Origin of the sequence: Streptomyces sp. TRM49041 (assembly GCF_008271805.1) — a bacterium.
In the GTDB taxonomy this organism is placed as follows: Bacteria; Actinomycetota; Actinomycetes; order Streptomycetales; family Streptomycetaceae; genus Streptomyces.
Map to the genome: position 1 here is coordinate 1 of NZ_VSRY01000101.1, position 18043 is coordinate 18043.

Below are 18043 nucleotides of genomic sequence, written 5' to 3' on the forward strand. Positions count from 1 at the left end.
CGGCTCGGCGCGGGCTCCGCCGCCACGGGGATCGGGCCGCCCTTCCGGCACGGCGTCCGCCGGGGCGTCGGGCTCCGCCCCGGCCCCGGGGCCGGGGCGGACGGCCGGGGGCTGTTCCACCGGCGGGGCCGTCGGAGGCGGGGGGCCGGGGAAGGTGCGCGGGCCCTCTCCGGGCCTGTGCTCCCAGGAGGCTCGGGGTGGTCTCGCGGGTGGTTGCGCGGGCGGGTGCGCGGGCGGGTGCGCGGGCGGTGGGTCCCCGGCCTCCGGGGTGAGCGTGTCGGAGGCGGAGTGGTAGCGGTCGTCGAGGGTGTCGCCCGTGGCGGTCGGGACCGTGTCCGAAGCCGTGTCGTCGTACAGCCTGTCCCACCAGTCGCCATCGCCGGTGGTGGGCCTGTCCCCCTGTGGGTTCATGCCCTTAATTGTCCACAGCGGGGGCCGCCCGAAAACGGGGCTTCGGGAAAAAGTGGTCATCATGAAAGGCCCGCTGGACACACCCTCCTCCTCCGGTAGGGGCGCTCAGAAGGCGTGTGTCCGGCGGGGGTTGGTGCTGCGGTGGCGTCACCTTGGCAGAGCGGCGGATGGTGTGGTGATGATGGGCGCGGCGGGTTCGCGCCGTGGCCGTTCTCCGCCACGGACGGAGCGGAGGGGTGGGTTGAGGTGCTGGGGGCGATAGGGCTCGACGAGCGTCAGGAGTGCGCGTACCGGGCGCTGGTCGTGCTCGGCGCGGCCGAGGTGACGGACCTCGCGCACCGGCTGGCGCTGCCGGAGCCGGAGACGGAGCGGACGCTCAAGCGGCTGGAGGCGCAGGGCCTGGCCGCGCAGTCCTCGTACCGGACGGGCCGGTGGGTGGCGGCGCCGCCCACGGTGGCGCTGGGTGCGCTGCTGACGCGGCAGCGGCACGAGCTGGAGCGGGCGGAGCTGGCGGCGGCGCTGCTCGCGGAGGAGTTCCGGGCCGAGGCGGCCGAGCCGGCGGTGCACGACCTGGTGGAGGTGGTGACCGGGGCGAGCGCGGTGGCGCACCGGTTCCGGCAGCTCCAGCTGGGCGCGGCGAAGGAGGTCTGCGCGCTGATGACGGGCCGTGCGGTGGTGCCGGCGCCGACGGGGGTGACCGGTGCGGAGAACGACGCCGGGGAGCGCGCGGAGGGCCGGGGGGTCACGTACCGGCTCGTGGTGGAGCGGGACGTTCTGGAGCTGCCGCACGGGATCAGGGAGCTGTCGTCCGCGCTGGGCCGGGACGAGCGGGTCCGGGTGGTGGACCGGGTGCCGACGAAGCTGGTCGTCGCGGACCGGTCGCTGGCGATGGTGCCGCTGACCGGCCGGGGCGCGGAGTCGGCCGCGCTGGTGGTGCACGCCAGCGGGCTGCTGGAGTGCCTGATGGGGCTCTTCGAGGCGGTGTGGCGGGGGGCCGTGCCGCTCCGGCTCGGGGCGGGCGGAGCCGGCGAGGCGGGCGCAGCCTGTGGAGCGGGAGCGGGAGCGAGCGGCTGCGGGCTCGGGGAGGCACCGGCACCGGGTCCGGACGCGACGGACCTGGAGATCCTCTCGCTGCTGCTGGCGGGCATGACCGACGCGAGCGTGGCGAAGCAGCTGGACCTGGGGCTGCGGACGGTGCAGCGGCGGGTGAAGGGCCTGATGGAGCTGGCGGGCGTGACGACCCGGCTCCAGCTGGGCTGGCACGCCTACGAGCGGGGCTGGGTCACCCGCTGACCTGCGTGTACAGCCCGTGTCCGGCACGCTGGACAGATGGGTGTATGGCAACAGCTCCTGGTCGCTCTGGTGCTGCTGCTCGGTCTGTTCGGGGTGCTGGTGCCGGGTGTTCCGGGGTCGTGGCTGGTGTGGGCCGGAGTGCTGTGGTGGTCCCTGCAGGACACGACGGCGCCCGCGTGGTGGCTGCTCGTCGGGGCGACGGTACTGCTCCTGATCACGCAGGTCGTGCTCTGGCAGCTCCCGGCCAGGCGGCTGCGCGGGGTGGCGGTGACCCGGCGGATGGTGGTGTACGCCGGGGTGGGGGCGCTGCTGGGGTTCGTGCTGATACCGGTGGTGGGCGGGGTGATCGGGTACGTGGGCGGGATCTACCTGTCGGAGCGGTTCCGGCTCGGCGGGCACGGCCAGGCGATGACGGCGACGCGCATGGTGATGCGGGCGGTCGGCACGAGCGTGCTGGTGGAGCTGTACGCGTGCCTGCTGATCGTGGCGGCGTGGCTGGGCGTGATGGTCGGCAGCACGTAGCCGGGCGGGCGGCAGCAGCGGGTCACGAGTGCCGTGGCTCCGGCGAACCGGCCGTCGGTGCTGCCCGCCGACGAGCCGGCGGGCGAGCTGGACTCCCGGAGTGCCGAGGACGTCTTCGCCGCGTTCCGCCGCCCCGAGCCCTGACGGGGCCGGCCCACGACGGGTGGACCGGCCCCACGGCGGGTGAGCCGTCAGTGCAGGGGCGCACCGCCCCGTTTGGCGTGGAGGGCGGCGCGGCCCTCCGCGTGCTTGCGCTTCCAGTCGCGGCGGAGCTCCGCCCGCAGCCGGGCGTCGGTCTTGGCGACGATGTACCGGTTCTCGCGGAGGAGCTTGCGGTAGCTGTCGAGGCGCCGCTCCGGCAGGGTGCCGTCCTCGACGGCGGCGAGTACGGCGCAGCCTGGTTCGGCGTGGTGGGCGCAGTCGTGGAAGCGGCAGGAGGCGGCCAGCTCCTCGATCTCGGCGAAGACCTGGCCGACGCCCGTCCCGGCGTCCCACAGCCCGACACCACGCAGCCCCGGCGTGTCGATGAGGACGCCGCCGCCGGGCAGCGCGAGCAGGTTGCGGGTCGTGGTGGTGTGGCGGCCCTTCCCGTCGACGTCCCGGATCGCCTGGACGGCCATGGCCTCCGCGCCGAGCAGGGTGTTGGCGAGGGTGGACTTGCCGGTGCCGGACACGCCGAGCAACACGCTGGTGCCGCCCGTGACGACCTCGCGGAGTGCGTCGATGCCCTCCCCGGTGGTGGAGCTGACGGGCAGCACCGGCGCACCGGGGGCGGTGGCCTCGACGTCCTGGACGAGGTAGGAGAGCCCGGCCGGGTCGGGCACGAGGTCGGCCTTGGTGAGCACGACAAGCGGCTGGGCGCCCGATTCCCAGGCGAGCGCCAGGAACCGTTCGACCCGGCCGAGGTCGAGCTCGGCGGCGAGGGAGACCGCGATGATCGCGTGGTCGACGTTGGCCGCGAGGATCTGCCCGTCGGACCGCTTGGACGAGGTGGACCGTACGAAGGCGGTGCGGCGCGGCAGATACGCGCGGACGTAGCGGGGGTTGCCGCCCGCCGGGTCGACGGCCGCCCAGTCGCCGGTGCAGATGACGCGGACGGGGTCGTGCGGCGTCACGAACGCGGTGTCGGCGCGGATGACGCCGTCCGCGGTGACGATGTCGCACTGGCCGCGGTCGACCCGTACGACCCGGCCGGGCAGCAGGCCCTGCGCGGCGTACGGCGTGAACTCCGCCTCCCAGTGGGTGTCCCAGCCGTAGGAGGCGAGCGGGGAGGCGGAGGGAGAGGTGGTGGACGAGGAAGACAAGGGGTGCCCTTCGCGAAGGCGGCCCCGGCGGCGCGCCGACCGCGCGCGGGAGAGTGAGAAGGTCAGCCGGAGACCACGGAAGCGGGAATGATGATCTTCTGAAGCCGGGCAGGGCCCGAAACAGGGACAGACACCATGTCCTCACCTCCCTCGCTCGTCGTCTCACGTCGCTCTTGTCGTCGTGTGCGCCCCACGCTAGCCCGGGCCTGTACGCCCGTGCCACCGGTTTTTCCGCAGCAACTCGCATACGGCATTCGGCGTATCCGCACACCCCCCATTTCGCCGTATTCAGGTGCAACACACGGCACCGCACCGTCCATCACTTCATACGTCCATCGCATGAGGTGGTCGTCCGCGGCAGGCCCATGAGCGGGGCGTCCACGCGGGGGCGCCTGAACGGCGCACCCCAGCCAGCCTGCGGAGTTACACATTCCACTTGCGTGGATCCCATGGCGAACCACCGGATCGCTTATGACAACCATTCTCATTTGATGGCATGCTCGTCCTCCGTCCGTCCCACGGCCACACTCGGCCCATCACGCAGGCACCAGCGCAGTCCCTTCGGACAGTCCACTCGAGCAGTCCCTCCGAGAAGACCTCCAGACCCTTCGAGAGGACCAGGAACTGACCCGCATGAGCGAACCGCTGTATCTCGCACCACGCCTGGAGTCCCGGCCGGCGGCGCTGCTGGACTCCCCCGCCTTCCTGCACCCCTTGATCACCGCCCTGGGCTCGCCCCTCAACGTGGTACTGCCGGACCAGCTCGCCGACAACGTCCGCCGCTTCCGCGACGTATACGCCCGGCACCGGCTCACGGGACGGATCTGCTTCGCACACAAGGCGAACCGTTCGAGCGCCCTCGTGCGCCGACTCGCCGCCACCGCCCCCGCCACCGCCACCGCCACCACCACCGGTATCGACGTGGCCTCGCTCGGCGAGCTCCAGCACGCGCTCGGCGGCGGCTTCACCCCCGACCGGATCGTCGCGACCGGCCCCAAGGACCCCGACTTCCTGTGGCTCGCCGCCCGCACGGGCGTCACCGTCGCCGTCGACTCGCCCGCCGAACTCGCCGCGCTCGCCGCGCTGGTCGAGCGGTTCGGGCTGCCGCGCGTGCCCGTCCTGCCGAGGCTCTCCGAGTTCACCGCTCCCGGTACGCGCATCCTCACCCGGCGCAGCCGCTTCGGCACCCCGGCGGCAGAGGCCGACACCCTGCTCGACCTCGTCGAGAAGCACCACGGCAGCGTCGAGTTCACCGGTGTCTCGTACCACCTCGACACCATGGCCCTGGCCGAGAAGGCCGTCGCTCTCGAAGCGTGCCTGAAGGTGCTGGACGAGAGCCGCCGCCGAGGGCTGCGGCCCCGGGCCGTCGACATCGGCGGCGGGTACGGCGCCGACTACCTGGCGGACGGCGACCAGTGGGAGCGGTACACCACCGAGCTGACCCGTGCCCTCCTCGGCAGGCGGGAGCCCATCACCTGGGAGGGCCACGGCTACGGGCTGCGCGGCGAGAACGGCACCCTGCGCGGCGCCCTCGGCGTCTACCCCGGCCACCGGCCCGTCGCCGGGCCCCGCTACCTGGACGAACTCCTGACCCAGACCGCCCCGTCGCTGGCCCGCCCGCTGGCGACCCTGCTCCTGGAGAACCTGTACGACCTGCACACCGAGCCCGGGCGCGCCCTCGTCGACCAGTGCGGCATCACCCTCGCCCGGGTCGTGGAGGTCCGGGAGACGGCGGCCGGCGAGCCGCTGGTGCGGCTCGCGGCGAACGCCCGGGACGTCGGCCTGGAGGACCACGGACTGCTGGTCGACCCCGTCCTGGTACCGCGTGAGCCGCGCGGCGAGGGTCCGCCCGTCGGCGTGTATCTGCTCGGCAACCTCTGTCTGGAGTCCGACCTGATCAGCCGCCGCACGGTGTTCCTGCCGAGCGCCCCGCGCCCCGGGGACCTGCTCGCCTTCGCCAACACCGCCGGCTACTTCATGGACTTCACCGCCGACCACGCTCTGCACCAGCCGATCGCCCGCAAGGTCGCCGTGTACCGGGACGGCGACGGCGGCCCGTGGGCATGGTGCCTCGACGAACAGTACTGGCCCCACCTCAACGCGGGGGACGACCAATGAGGTACGACCACATCACCGACGCCATCGGCGACACTCCCCTCGTCCGTATCGACCCCGAGGTCCACGGACTGCGCCATATCGACCTGTACGCCAAGCTGGAGATGCTCAACCCGTTCGGCTCGGTCAAGGACCGCGCCGCCTGGCACATGGCCCGCCCGCACCTGGAGGACGCCCGCCGGCAGGGCCGTACCGTCGTGGAGCTGTCCAGTGGCAACACCGCCAAGGCCCTCGCCGTGATCGCGGGCATGCACGGGCTGCCGTTCAAGAGCGTGACCAACCGGATGAAGGTCCCCGAGATCAAGGACCTGTTGCTGCTGCTCGGCGCCGAGATCGAGGAGCTGCCCGGCCAGGCCGAGTGCCTCGACCCGACCGCCACCGAGGACCCGCTCACCCGGATACACCGGATGCTCACCGAGGACGACGGCCAGTACCTCCACACCGACCAGTACTACAACCCGGCCAACGCCGAGGCGCACGCGTCGGGCACGGGGCCGGAGATCATCAAGGACCTCGGCGGGGCGGCCCCCGACTGGTTCGTCGCCTGCGTCGGCACCGCCGGGTCCTCCACCGGGGCCGCCCGCGCCCTGCGCGCCCACGACCCGGCCACCGGGATCATCGGGCTCGTCGCGCAGAAGGGCGACTTCGTCCCCGGTATCCGCAACATCGACGAGGTCCACGAGGTGGGCCTGTTCGACCCGGAGACGTACGACGCGCTGGAGGCGGTCAGCGCCGACGAGGCCATCGACGGCATGCTGACGCTGGTACGCCGCTGCGGCATCCTCGCCGGGCCGACCGGCGGCGCCGCCTACCTGGGAGCCGTACGCCATCTCAGGGCGGCCGACGCGGAGCTGGCGGCGAGCGGGGACGGCAGGCGCGGGACGGCCGTCTTCATCGTCTGCGACCGTGTCGAGAGCTATATGAGCTACGTACGGCAGCGCCGCCCCGAACTGCTGCGGCGCCCGCCCCGCCCCAACTCCCCCGCCACCCTCACCCCGGCGGAGCTGGAGGCGGTGCACAGCATCGGGGTCGAGGAGGCCCGGGCGTGGATCGCCACCGAGCGGCCCGTCGTGGTCGACCTGCGCGGGGCGTTCGCGTTCGCCGCCCTCCACATCGAGGGCTCGGTCAACATCGTCGACGAGCTGTTCGCCGAACTCCTCCACGGCGGCCTGCCGTTCGGGCGGTCGCAGCCGGTGCTGCTGGTCTGCCCGGTCGGCGAGCAGTCCGTGACGTACGCGGCGCTGCTCACCCGCTTGGGCCACCGGAACGTGCGCAGCCTGGCGGGCGGAGTCATCGCCTGGCGGGACGCCGACGCGCCGATGGTGCGGGACTGAGGGGGCTGCCGCGATGCGTGACACGATCTCTCCGCCGACGAAGAATCCGCCGCCGTCCGCGCCGCCGGCCGGGCTGCGCGAGTGGCAGCGCCCGCTGCGCGAACAGTTCCCCATCGTCACCGGGAACCCCGGGCTCGCCTATCTCGACAGCGCTGCCACGGCCCAGAAGCCGAAGGCGGTCCTCGACGCCGTGCAGACGTATCTGACGAGCTGCAACGCCAACGCCGGGCGCGGCACGTACACCTGGGCCAACCGCACCACGGCGCTCATCGAGGAGACCCGGGAGCGGGTCAAGGCGTTCCTCGGCGACCCGGACCCGGACCGGTCGACGGTCTGGTTCACCAGCGGGGCCACGGACGGGCTGCGGACGGTCGCCCGGGACTGGCTGGTACGGGAGCTGGCGGACGGCGACGAGATCGTCGTGCCGTTCGCCGACCACGAGGCCAACCACCTGCCGTGGCTGGAGGCGCGGGAACTGCTCGCCGAGCGCGGCGTCCGCATCACCGTCCACCCCATGCCGTACCAGCAGGACTCCCGCGACTACGACCTGGAAGCGCTGGCCGCGCTGGTCGGGGAGCGCACCCGGTTCGTGGCGGTCACGCACGTCCACCACGTGTACGGCGCCGACATGAACGTCCACCGGGTACGCGAGGTGGTCGGGCCCGAGGTGCCGATCTGCCTGGACGCGGCACAGAGCGTCGGCCATCTGCCCCTGGACCTGGGCGCCCTGGACGTGGACTTCCTGGTGTTCTCCGGGCACAAGGCGATGGCCTTGCCGGGCACCGGCGTGGTCTGGGCGCGCGGGCGGCGCGGCGGTGCCTTCCGGCCGGGCGGCTGGCAGGGCACACCCAACACGACCGGCATCCTCAGCCTGCGGGCCGCGCTGGACTGGCTGGACGCGGCCGGCGTGGCCCGGATCGAGGAGTGGACGGTCGGGCTCGGCATACGCCTCACGGACGGCCTGAGCGGGCTCGACGCTTACGAGGTGCTGGGCTGCCCGCTCAGTCTGACGGCGGCGTCGGAGGTGCAGCGGCGCCAGGGCCTGGTGACGTTCCGGCACCGCGCGATCGGCGCCAACGACCTGGGTTTCATCCTCGCCGCGCACGGGCTGCTGGTGCGGGCCGACGGGCTGTGCCAGGCCCGGGCCGGCGAGAGCGACAGCTCGGTGCGGGTGAGCCTGCACGTCCACAACACTCCCGAGGAGATCGACCGGCTCCTCGGGGTGCTGTCCGGCCTGGCCGACGACCGTCCGGGCGGCGGGCAGCGATAGGCACCGGAAGAGAACAAGGAGCACAAGGGGACGATGTCTCAGGGGTCGATGTCGCGACGGCTGACGGCCGAGCGGGCGGGCGAGTGGATCCGAAGGTGGGAGCTGCAGCAGCAGCGTTACGCATGTGACCGCGAGGCCCGCTTCACGGTGATCGCAGACGTCGTGGAGACAGCGACGGCGACGGTGGCGCGCCCGCTGATCGCCGACCTCGGCTGCGGCCCCGGCTCGCTGGCCGCGCGGCTGGCCGAGCGGCTCCCGAACGCCGAGGTCGTCGGCGTGGACACCGATCCGCTGCTCCTGGCGCTGGGCCGGGCACACCACGGCACGGCGGTGCGGTTCGCCGATGTGACGATCGGCGCCCCCGGGTGGCTGGCCGCGCTGGACCTGGGCCGGCCGCTGGACGCGGTGGTGTCGGCGACGGCACTGCACTATCTGCCGGAGCCGGCGCTGCTGGCGGTGTACGAGCAGGTACGGAAGTCCCTGCCGCCCCGCGGCGTCCTCGTCAACGGCGACCACCTTTTCCAGGAGGACCCGGCGGTCGCCACGCTCGCCGAGGTGGTCGCCCGCCGCCACGCGGAGCGGCACGGCGCGGACGCGCACGAGGACTGGAGCGGCTGGTGGGCGGCGGCGGCCTCCGCCCCGGAGCTGGCCGCGCCCCTGGCCGAGCGCGCCCGCCGCGGCCCGGGCGCGGGCGGCGACAACGGCCTGACCCTCCAACGGCACGTCGACCTCCTCCACAAGGCCGGCTTCGCCGCGGCGGGCCCGGTCTGGCAGTACGGCCCCAGCTGCGTCCTGGTCGCGGTACGTGGCACATAGCGGGGCGCGCTCGGACGGGGCACCGTCGGGCAGGGGGTCAACCGGACGCCGGCGCCTCGGTGGTCTCGGTGATCTCATCGTGGCCCGGCGGCGCCGCCTTCCGGCGGCGCCCGACACGGTTGACCAGGTCGCGCACCCCGTACAGCACCGGCTGCGTCCAACGCGCGGTGAACGGCCCCAGCATGACCAGGATCAGGACGTACGCCGTGGCGAACGGGCCGATCCTCGGCTCGGTTCCGACGGCCAGCCCCGCGATGACGATGGAGAACTCGCCCCGCGCCACCAGCGCCCCGCCCGCCCGGAACCGCCCGCGGCGGCCGACGAGGGCGCGCCCGGCCGCGTACCAGCCGGTGAAGATCTTGGTGAGGGCGGTGACAAAGGCCAGGAGCAGCGCGGGCAGCAGCACGGGTGGAATGTCGGCCGGGACGGTGGACAGGCCGAAGAAGAGGAAGAAGACCGCCGCGAACAGGTCCCGCAGCGGGGAGAGGATCCTGCGTGCGCCCTCCGCGACCTCGCCGGAGAGCGCGATGCCGACGAGGAACGCGCCGACGGCCGCCGACACCTGGAGTCGCTGGGCGATCCCCGCGACCAGCACGGTCAGGCCGAGCACGACGAGGAGCAGCATCTCGGGGTTCTCGGAGGAGACGGCGCGGCTGATGTGGCGGCCGTGGCGCAGGGCGACGTAGAGGACGACACCGACCGTGCCGAGGGAGATGAGCAGGGTGATACTGCCGCCCGCCAGGCCGACGCCGGCGAGTAGGACGGTGAGGATCGGCAGGTAGACGGCCATCGACAGGTCCTCGATGACGAGGATGCCGAGGACCACGGGGGTCTCACGGTTGCCGAGGCGGCCGAGGTCGGTGAGGACCTTGGCGATGACTCCGGAGGAGGAGATCCAGGTGATCCCGGCGAGGGCCACAGCGGCGACGGGCCCCCAGCCGAGGAGGAGCGCGGCGGCCGCGCCGGGCAGGGCGTTGAGGACGAAGTCGACGAGACCGGCGGGGTACTGGGTGCGGAGGCTGGCGACGAGTTCGCCGGCGCTGTACTCGAGGCCGAGGAGGAGCAGAAGGAGGATGACTCCGATCTCGGCGCCGACGGCGACGAAGTCCTCGCTGGCGTCGAGCGGGAGGACGCCGCCCTCGCCGAAGGCAAGCCCGGCGAGGAGGTAGAGGGGGATCGGGGAGAGCCCGATCCGTTCGGCGAACCGGCCGATCAGTCCGAGGGCGAGGATGACCGTCCCGAGTTCGATGAGCAGCGCGGTGGTGTCATGCATCGGTCACTCTCCGCCGATGATCGCGGCGAGTGCGTCGACGCCGTCGCGGGTGCCGACGACGACGAGGGTGTCCCCGATGGCGAGCCGGAAGTCGGGGCCGGGCGAGGGGTGGGCGCTGGTGCGCCGCAGTACGGCGACGATGGACGCGCCGGTGCGGGTGCGGGCCCTGGTGTCACCGAGCAGCCGCCCCCCGTACGGGGAGCGGCTGGTGAGGGGGATGTGCTCGGTGACCAGATCGAGGCCGTCGGTGCGGACGCCGTCGACGGGGACGGGGTCGATCAGCTGGGCGAGGGCGGTGGCGTCCTCCGGACTGAGCGGCACCGTGGCTTCGCAGGTGTCGGGGTCGTCCGCCCGGTAGAAGCCGAGGAAGCGGCGGCCGTTCTGGTGGACGACGACGGAGAGGTGCCGGCCTTCCTCGGTGGTGAAGTCGTACTGCGTGCCGACGCCGGGCAGCGGGGTGCGACGTGTACCCATGACCGCACCTCCGGGGATGGCGCATGACGGGTCGAAAGGGGAATTTTTACCTTACCAACACATGTCCCCTTTTACGCCCTTCATGTGCATCCGTCATGCCTGCTTGAGTTCGGCCGCGCCGAACGACACGTCGAAGCGGTCGCACCAGATGCTGACGCTGCCGTACTTGTTCAGGTCGAGACCGGCGGGCAGTGCGTAGTTCTGGTCGCCCTTGTTGCCCTTGAGCTTGCCGAGGCTGACGTAGGCGCCGTCGTCGAAGACGTGCCAGCCGGCCTTGCCCTCGATGACCGGGGCGTCCGTGATCCAGACGCGAAGGTCGGGGCCGTTGCTCGTGTCGAGGCCCTCGAAGCGGAGGACCTGCGAGCCGTCGGGCAGCCGGATGACACGTACGGAGCCGGTGGTCGTGTGCTCATGGCTGATGAGCGTGCCGGTGGCGACCGTCCGGGGCTCCGCGTCGGTGGGGGCGGAGGCCGACGGGACCGCGGGCTTCTCCGGGGCCGCCGGGGTCTCCGGGGCGGAGGGCGCGGACGGGTCCACGGGGGCGGCCGCCTCGGGGAGGGCCTCCTGGACGGTGTCGTCCGTCCACAGCTTCCACGGCTGGAACCAGTACAGCCCGAAGCCCAGCGCCGTCACCGCCAGTACCAGCACGCCGATCACCATGGGTCGGGTCACCAGCTGTCGTACGCCGGCCATCGCCACCGCCTCCTCGCATTCGTAGGTCTTGTCCCCCATTCAACCCGGGGAATCGACTGTTGAGGGCCGTGATCCGGTGACGAAATCCTTACGTCCGATTCGTACAAGACGCGTGCGGGCGCGGGCTCCTACGGTGCCGGTATGACTGTGACGCCACGACTCGACGCGATCGGCCTCGTCGTCTCCGACATGGCCGCCTCCCTCGCCTTCTACCGCCGCCTCGGCCTGGACGTCCCGGACGGCGCCGAATCCGCCCCGCACGTGGAGGCGGTGCTGCCCGGCGGGATGCGGCTCCTGTGGGACACCGAGGAGGTGGTCCGTACGTTCGACCCCGGCTGGACCCGCCCGAGCGGGGGTGGCCGGATCGGCCTCGCGTTCCGCTGCGCGAGCCCCGCGGAGGTGGACTCCGTGTACGGGGCGCTGGTCGCGGCCGGGTACCAGGGGCATCTGGAACCGTGGGACGCGGTGTGGGGGCAGCGTTACGCGGTGGTGCTCGACCCGGACGGCTCCGGTGTCGAGTTGTACGCCGACACGGAGGCCGATGCCGACGCGCGCACGGACGCCGGCGCCGGTGGCGGTGGCGGTGGCGGTGGCGGTGGCGATACGGCGTAGGCCGTCAGTGTCATCCCGGTCAGGGCGCGCATCTCGCGGGCCAGGTGCGCCTGGTCGGTGCAGCCCGCCGCCGGTGCCGCCGCCGCGTACGGCACTCCTCGGCGTACGAGGGCGAGCGCCCGCTGGAGGCGCAGGATCCGCGCGAGGGTCTTCGGGCCGTACCCGAACGCGTCCAGCGAGCGGCGGTGCAGCTGCCGGGCACCGAGCCCCGACGCTTCGGCGGTCGCGGCCACGGTCCAGCCGGCGTCCAGGCGGGTGACCACGGCACGGAGCAGCGGGTCCGGGCGGGGCGCGGCGGCGGCCAGGCGCAGGGCCAGCTCCTCCAGCGCGCTGCCCGGGGACGTGGTGGCGGCCCGGGCCACCCGCGCGGCCAGTGGCCGTACCCGGGTGGCGGGCCACAGGTCCGCGAGGGGGACGCGCCGGTCGCTGACCTCGTGGGCGGGTACCCCGAGGACGGCGGGGGCGTCGCCCGGCGCGAACCGCACCCCGGCCCAGCCGGCGTCCGCGCGCTCGGGGACGAACGCGTGGGTGTCCGGGCCGGCGACGAGGAGCCGTCCGTCGGTCCACAGCAGGTCGACGCACCCGTCGGGCAGCACGGGCCGGACGTCCCGGGCCGGCGCTCCGCCCGGCAGGGTCCACACGACGGCGCCGTCCAGCCTGGAGGCCCGCTCCCGGTAGCCGTGACTCAGCGCACTCCCCCGTCGTCGCCCCCGCCGTCGCCCTGATTCTCGCCCCGGTTCTTGCCCTGGTCCCCGTTCCTGCCCTTGGGCTGCCTGTCCTTGGAGGGCTTGTCCTTCTCCGGCTTCTCCCACTGGAGGCGGGCCTTCACGTCGTCCGGCGGCAGGAAGCGGGACCAGCGCTCGGGGAACTCCGACGGCATGTCCGGGTCGTCGGGGTCCCGGTTCTGCTCCTTCGACGACCGGGAGCGGGCCACCGGGGCGGCGGCCTCCGACGCCCGGACGCGCTCGCTCTCGGCGCGGGCGGCCGCGGTGGCGACGGAGGGCCAGACACGGTCGATCGCGGCGTTGACGGCGGCTCCGACGAGGACGGCGAAGGCGGAGATGCCGATCCACAGCAGCACGGCGATGGGCGCGGAGAGGGAGCCGTAGATGGTGGGACCCTCGACCGTGTTCGTCAGATAGAGACGGAGCAGGAAGCTGCCCAGCACCCACATGCCGAGCGCCACGAGAGCCCCGGGCACGTCCTCGATCCACGGCGACCTGACCGGTACGGACACGTGGTACAGGGTCGTGAGGAACGCGATGGACAGCAGGATGACCACCGGCCAGTACAGGACGGAGACCACCTCCGTGCCCCACGGGATCACTTCGACGACCCGGTCCGGGCCGACCACCGCGAGCGGCAGGACGACCGCGCCGATCAGCAGGGCGACGATGTAGAGGAGGAAGGCGAGCAGCCGTGTGGCGACGATGCCGCGGTGCCCGTCCAGCCCGTACATGACGGTGATGGTGTCGATGAAGACGTTCACCGCGCGGGAGCCCGACCAGAGCGCGATGGCGAAGCCGATCGAGATGACGTCGGGCCTGCCCCCCTGGGTCACGTCCTCGAGCAGCGGTCTGGCGATCTCGTTGACGCCCCGGTCCGACAGGACCGTGCCGACCGCCGCGAGGATGTTCTCCTCGATGGACGCGACGGTGGTCGTGTCGGTCCAGTCGTCGATGTAGCCGAGGAGACCGAGCAGACCGAGCATAAGCGGCGGCAGGGACAGCAGGGTGAAGAACGCGGCCTCGGCGGCGAGGCCGAGGATCCGGTACTCGATGCACGAGTTGACGGTGTCCTTCAGGAGGAGCCAGGCCATCTTCCGCTTCGACACATTGCGGTAGAGGACCCTGGCGCGGTGGAGCCGGCCCGTGGACGTCTCGGGTCCTGCGGGACCCGGGGACCCTACGGGACCCATGGCCGACTCGGGTGTTTCCTTTGCTGCCTGCACCTCTTTACCGTATCCGCATGGCAGCCACCACCCACACCGTGACCAACCAGCCTCCGCCCCTGGTGGGATACGACGTCTTCACCACCGACCGAGCCCTGACCGAAGCCGTGGAGCGTCACCTTCCGCCCGAGCTCCGCGAGGAGGCCCGGCAGGAACTCGCCACGCTGGGCACCACTGCCGGGTCGGCGCCCGCGCAGTCCTGGGGCACCCTCGCCAACGAGAACCCGCCGAAACTGCGCACCCACGACCGGTACGGCCACCGGATCGACGAGGTCGACTTCCACCCGGCGTGGCACCGGCTGCTGGGGCACGCCGTGACGTCCGGGCTGACCGCCGCCTGGGGCAGACCGGGCGGCCATGTGCGGCGCGCGGCCGGGTTCCTGGTGTGGACGCAGGTGGAGGCGGGGCACGGCTGCCCGCTGTCGATGACGCACGCCGCGGTCCCCGCGCTGCGCGTGGACCCGGAGCTGGCCGCCGAGTGGGAGCCGAAGCTGACCTCTCGGGTGTACGAGGGCGAGGAGCTGCGGCCGCCCGCCGAGAAGGCCGGGGTGCTCTTCGGGATGGGCATGACGGAGAAGCAGGGCGGCAGCGACGTACGGGCCAACACGACGAGGGCGACCCCGCTGGAGGCGTCCGGGGAGTACGTCCTGACGGGCCACAAGTGGTTCTGCTCGGCGCCGATGTCGGACGGCTTCCTGGTGCTGGCGCAGACGGCCGCCTCCGGGGGACGGGACAGCCTGACGTGCTTCCTGGTGCCACGGGTGCTGCCGGACGGCTCGCGCAACGTGTTCCGGATCCAGCGGCTGAAGGACAAGCTGGGCAACCGTTCGAACGCCTCGAGCGAGGTCGAGTTCGACGGGACGTGGGCGCGCCGGGTCGGCGAGGAGGGGCGCGGAGTGCGCACCATCATCGAGATGGTGGCGGCGACGCGCCTGGACTGTGTGGTCGGGTCGGCGGCGCAGATGCGGCAGGCGGTGGTCCAGGCGGTGCACCACGCCTCGTACCGCAGCGCGTTCGGCGGACCGCTGATCGACAAGCCGCTGATGCGCAACGTCCTGGCGGATCTGGCGCTGGAGTCGGAGGCGGCGACGGTCCTCGGGATGCGGCTCGCGGCGGCGTACGACGCGGTGGAGTCGGGCGCCGCGGGCGCGGAGACCGAGCGGGCACTGCTGCGTCTCGCGGTGCCGACGGCGAAGTACTGGGTGACGAAGCGGTGCACACCGACGGTGGCGGAGGCCCTGGAGTGCCTGGGCGGCAACGGGTACGTGGAGGAGTCCGGGATGCCGCGGCTGCTGCGTGAGGCGCCGCTCAACTCCATCTGGGAGGGCTCCGGCAACGTCCAGGCGCTGGATGTGCTGCGGGCGCTGCAGCGGGAGCCGGAGGCGCTGAACGCCTTCCTGCAGGAGGTCGGCGCGGCGCGCGGCGCGGACCACCGGCTGGACGGGGCCGTCAAGGGCCTGCTGACCGAGCTGTCCGACCTGGACGGTATCGAGGCGCGGGCGCGGCGGCTGGTGGAGCGGATGGCGCTGGTGCTGCAGGGTTCGCTGCTGGTGCGGTGGGCGCCGCCGGAGGTCGCGGACGCGTTCTGCGGGTCGCGGCTGGGCGGCGACTGGGGGACGGCGTTCGGGACGCTGCCGCACACGCTGGACCTGGAGGCGGTCGTGGAACGGGCGCGGGTGGCCGTGTAGGCCCCCGCGCCCGGAGCGCGGCTGGGATGGTGCTGCGCCGACACGGCACCATCCCGTCGCGTACCGGGAGACCGGTACGCGGCCCACTTTCGTACAGGCGCACGGCTCCGCGCGAGAGTTGCAGGGGGTTGCAGCAGGGTGGCGGGTTCTGTTCGGCGGCGGCCCGAGCCGGTGCGGGGGCGGGGGATGATGGGGGCTGAAACGGGGACGGGGAGGCCCGGTGCGGAACGCCACAGTCGAGATGACGCGGCTCGCTTCGATGGACTCGCGTGAGGCGGCGCTGCTGCTCAAGGGCATCAGGGACGCCGCCCTGCGCGGCGCGCGGGCCCCGCTGGCGCCGCGCGCCGACATCCAGGCGTCGTGGCAGCGGATGCTGCGCGAGGGGGTGGATCCGGACAGGGACCGCCGGTCGGGTCTGCTGTCCGCCGGTGAGCTGGAGGAGCGGAGGGGCGGCCCGCTGGGCGAGCTGCTGCCGGTGCTGCGCGAGGGGCTGATGTCGGTGCCGGGGTCGGTGGCCGATCCGGTGCGGCACATCATGGTCGTCGCGGACGCCGAGGGCCGGGTGCTGTGGCGCGAGGGCCACGCCTCGGTGCTGCGGATGGCCGACGGGCACGGTTTCGAGCCGGGTGCGGACTGGCGGGAGTCGACGGTCGGCACGAACGGCGTGGGTACGGCGCTGGTGATGCGGCGCCCGGTGCAGGTCCACTCGGCGGAGCACTTCGTGGCGACGCACCACGCGTGGACGTGCGCGGGCGCGCCCATCACGGACCCCCGGAACGGCCGGCTCATGGGTGTGGTCGATGTGAGCGGTCCGGTCACGACGATGCACCCGGCGACGCTGCTGCTGGTGGGCTCGGTGGCCCGGCTGGCGGAGGCCGAGCTGCGCAATCGGCACCTCTCGGAGCTGGCCCGGCTGCGGGCGGTCGCGGCGCCGCTGCTGCACCGGGTGGGCGGCCGCGCGGTGGCGGTGGACCGGCACGGGTGGACGGCGGCGGTGACGGGGATGGCTCCGGTGGACCGGCTGCCGCTGCCGAGGGCGTTCGGGCCGGGCCGGGTGTGGCTGCCGGCGCTGGGCGAGTGCGTGGTGGAGCCGCTGCCGGGCGGCTGGCTGCTGCGGCCGGCCGGCGACGAGGCGGGCGCGCGGGCGTCGGCGGGCGAGGTGACCCGGCTGGTGCTGGACGTGAGCCGGACGCGCGACTGGACGGTGCGGGTGTCGGGCGGGACGGGCGGCTGGACGCGCGAGCTGAGCCCGCGCCACGCGGAGCTGCTGTACGTCCTGGCGGTGCACCGGGAGGGACGTACGGCGGCGCAGCTGGCGGCGGACGTGTTCGGGGACCGTACGCGGACGGTGACGGTGCGGGCGGAGATGTCCCGGATCCGGCGCACTCTGGGCGGCGTGCTGGCGCATCGCCCGTACCGGTTCCGCGAGGAGGTGCGGGTCGAGGTGACCGGCCCGGCCGACCCGCGCGACCTGCTGCCGTACTCGACGGCCCCGGCGGTGGTGGCAGCCCGCGGGGCGGACGCCCCGGCCTGACTCCTGGGGACTCGGCGGACGTCCGGCGACCCGGCTGCCCGGCTGCCCGGCGGGGCGGTACGTCAGGGTGCCGGACGCCCGGGCGTGGTGCACGGCGGGCCCCTCTTGTACCCCGCCCCCGGCCGGCGGCGGCTGACGGCGCTGGCCAGAGCGCGACCCCCCGTGATTCCCTGGCTCCCATGAGCGTCACCGTCACCACCTGGTACCTGGAGCAGACCTCGCGGGACGACCTGCGGCCCGCCGCCGAGCCCGGCGGTGACGTCGAGGTGGTCCGCGCCGAGGTGCCCTCGCCCGAGTTCAGTCGGTTCCTCTACTGCTCGGTGGGCGGCGATCTGTGCTGGGTGGACCGGCTCGGGCTGACCTACGGCCAGTGGCGGGAGATCCTGGAGCGGCCGGGGGCCGAGACCTGGGTCGCGTACGAGAAGGGGACGCCCGCCGGGTACATCGAGCTGGACGCGCGGGACGAGGGCGTCGTCGAGATCATGTACTTCGGGCTCGTCCCGGCCTTCCGGGGCCGGCGCATCGGCGGACATCTGCTGTCCTACGGCACCGCCCGCGCCTGGGACCTGGCCGACCGCTGGCCCGGACGGGCGGCGACCGAGCGGGTGCTGCTGAACACCTGCTCCCTGGACGGCGAGCACGCGATGGCCAACTACCAGCGGCGCGGCTTCCGGCTCTACGACACCAAGGTCGCCCGGAAGGCCGAGGCGGCCGCCGCGCCGGGGCCGTGGCCGGGCGCCCACGAGTGAAGTG

The 18043-nt window shown here is 73.4% G+C and carries 15 protein-coding genes and 2 pseudogenes; 10 read left to right on the forward strand and 7 right to left on the reverse strand.

Annotated elements, in window-relative coordinates; genetic code table 11:
- Positions 1 to 411, reverse strand: a pseudogene (locus tag FVS66_RS10285) (hypothetical protein); the annotation flags it as partial.
- 246 nt (positions 412 to 657) lie between these two features.
- On the opposite strand from FVS66_RS10285, the gene FVS66_RS10290 reads away from it, so the two are divergent.
- Complete coding sequence (locus FVS66_RS10290) at positions 658 to 1704, forward strand: helix-turn-helix domain-containing protein (protein ID WP_149180716.1); 1047 nt, start codon at positions 658 to 660, stop codon at positions 1702 to 1704.
- Positions 1705 to 1740: 36 nt separating this feature from the next.
- Complete coding sequence (locus FVS66_RS10295; protein ID WP_149180717.1) at positions 1741 to 2226, forward strand: DUF456 domain-containing protein; 486 nt, start codon at positions 1741 to 1743, stop codon at positions 2224 to 2226.
- Positions 2227 to 2417: 191 nt separating this feature from the next.
- Here the strand turns inward: FVS66_RS10295 and rsgA are convergent, their stop codons facing one another.
- Positions 2418 to 3530: a ribosome small subunit-dependent GTPase A gene (gene rsgA / locus FVS66_RS10305; protein ID WP_149180718.1), complete on the reverse strand. Its 1113-nt coding sequence runs from the start codon at positions 3528 to 3530 to the stop codon at positions 2418 to 2420.
- 633 nt (positions 3531 to 4163) lie between these two features.
- Between rsgA and FVS66_RS10310 the strand changes: the two genes are divergently transcribed.
- Genes FVS66_RS10310 through FVS66_RS10325 form a run of 4 tightly spaced genes read left to right on the forward strand, consistent with a single transcriptional unit; the run spans position 4164 to position 9065 of the window.
- Complete coding sequence (locus FVS66_RS10310) at positions 4164 to 5648, forward strand: alanine racemase (protein ID WP_149180719.1); 1485 nt, start codon at positions 4164 to 4166, stop codon at positions 5646 to 5648.
- Complete coding sequence (locus FVS66_RS10315; RefSeq protein ID WP_149180720.1) at positions 5645 to 6979, forward strand: pyridoxal-phosphate dependent enzyme; 1335 nt, start codon at positions 5645 to 5647, stop codon at positions 6977 to 6979. Before FVS66_RS10310 ends, FVS66_RS10315 begins: the two co-directional genes overlap by 4 nt.
- Before the next feature lie 13 nt (positions 6980 to 6992).
- Positions 6993 to 8249, forward strand: coding sequence for an aminotransferase class V-fold PLP-dependent enzyme (locus tag FVS66_RS10320; RefSeq protein ID WP_149180721.1), 1257 nt, complete (start codon positions 6993 to 6995; stop codon positions 8247 to 8249).
- Positions 8250 to 8282: 33 nt separating this feature from the next.
- Positions 8283 to 9065 (forward strand): class I SAM-dependent methyltransferase, encoded by a 783-nt coding sequence (locus FVS66_RS10325; protein ID WP_262386912.1) that lies wholly within the window; start codon positions 8283 to 8285, stop codon positions 9063 to 9065.
- 37 nt (positions 9066 to 9102) lie between these two features.
- Here FVS66_RS10325 and FVS66_RS10330 read toward each other — a convergent pair whose 3' ends face one another.
- From FVS66_RS10330 to FVS66_RS10340, 3 genes are all read right to left on the reverse strand, one after another.
- Entirely contained in the window at positions 9103 to 10338 is a 1236-nt protein-coding gene (locus FVS66_RS10330) for a cation:proton antiporter (protein WP_149180722.1), read from the reverse strand.
- A gap of 3 nt (positions 10339 to 10341) precedes the next feature.
- Complete coding sequence (locus FVS66_RS10335) at positions 10342 to 10812, reverse strand: TrkA C-terminal domain-containing protein (protein ID WP_149180723.1); 471 nt, start codon at positions 10810 to 10812, stop codon at positions 10342 to 10344.
- Between the two features lie 93 nt (positions 10813 to 10905).
- Positions 10906 to 11505, reverse strand: coding sequence for a DM13 domain-containing protein (locus FVS66_RS10340; protein WP_149180796.1), 600 nt, complete (start codon positions 11503 to 11505; stop codon positions 10906 to 10908).
- A gap of 141 nt (positions 11506 to 11646) precedes the next feature.
- On the opposite strand from FVS66_RS10340, the gene FVS66_RS10345 reads away from it, so the two are divergent.
- Positions 11647 to 12117, forward strand: a complete 471-nt coding sequence (locus FVS66_RS10345) for a VOC family protein (RefSeq protein WP_316248178.1) — start codon at positions 11647 to 11649, stop codon at positions 12115 to 12117.
- A gap of 56 nt (positions 12118 to 12173) precedes the next feature.
- Here FVS66_RS10345 and FVS66_RS10350 read toward each other — a convergent pair.
- Positions 12174 to 12758, reverse strand: a pseudogene (locus FVS66_RS10350) (DUF6597 domain-containing transcriptional factor); the annotation flags it as partial.
- Between the two features lie 44 nt (positions 12759 to 12802).
- Entirely contained in the window at positions 12803 to 14068 is a 1266-nt protein-coding gene (locus FVS66_RS10355) for a YihY/virulence factor BrkB family protein (protein ID WP_399225264.1), read from the reverse strand.
- Between the two features lie 17 nt (positions 14069 to 14085).
- Here FVS66_RS10355 and FVS66_RS10360 point away from each other — a divergent pair, with 17 nt between their 5' ends.
- The 3 genes from FVS66_RS10360 to FVS66_RS10370 all read left to right on the forward strand — a co-directional run bounded on the left by FVS66_RS10360 (position 14086) and on the right by FVS66_RS10370 (position 18039).
- Complete coding sequence (locus FVS66_RS10360; RefSeq protein ID WP_149180724.1) at positions 14086 to 15756, forward strand: acyl-CoA dehydrogenase family protein; 1671 nt, start codon at positions 14086 to 14088, stop codon at positions 15754 to 15756.
- A gap of 220 nt (positions 15757 to 15976) precedes the next feature.
- Positions 15977 to 17290 (forward strand): helix-turn-helix domain-containing protein, encoded by a 1314-nt coding sequence (locus FVS66_RS10365; RefSeq protein WP_262386913.1) that lies wholly within the window; start codon positions 15977 to 15979, stop codon positions 17288 to 17290.
- A 179-nt stretch (positions 17291 to 17469) separates the two neighbouring features.
- A complete protein-coding gene (locus tag FVS66_RS10370; protein ID WP_149180725.1) occupies positions 17470 to 18039 on the forward strand; it encodes a GNAT family N-acetyltransferase in 570 nt (189 codons plus the stop codon).
- Positions 18040 to 18043 lie beyond the last annotated feature (4 nt).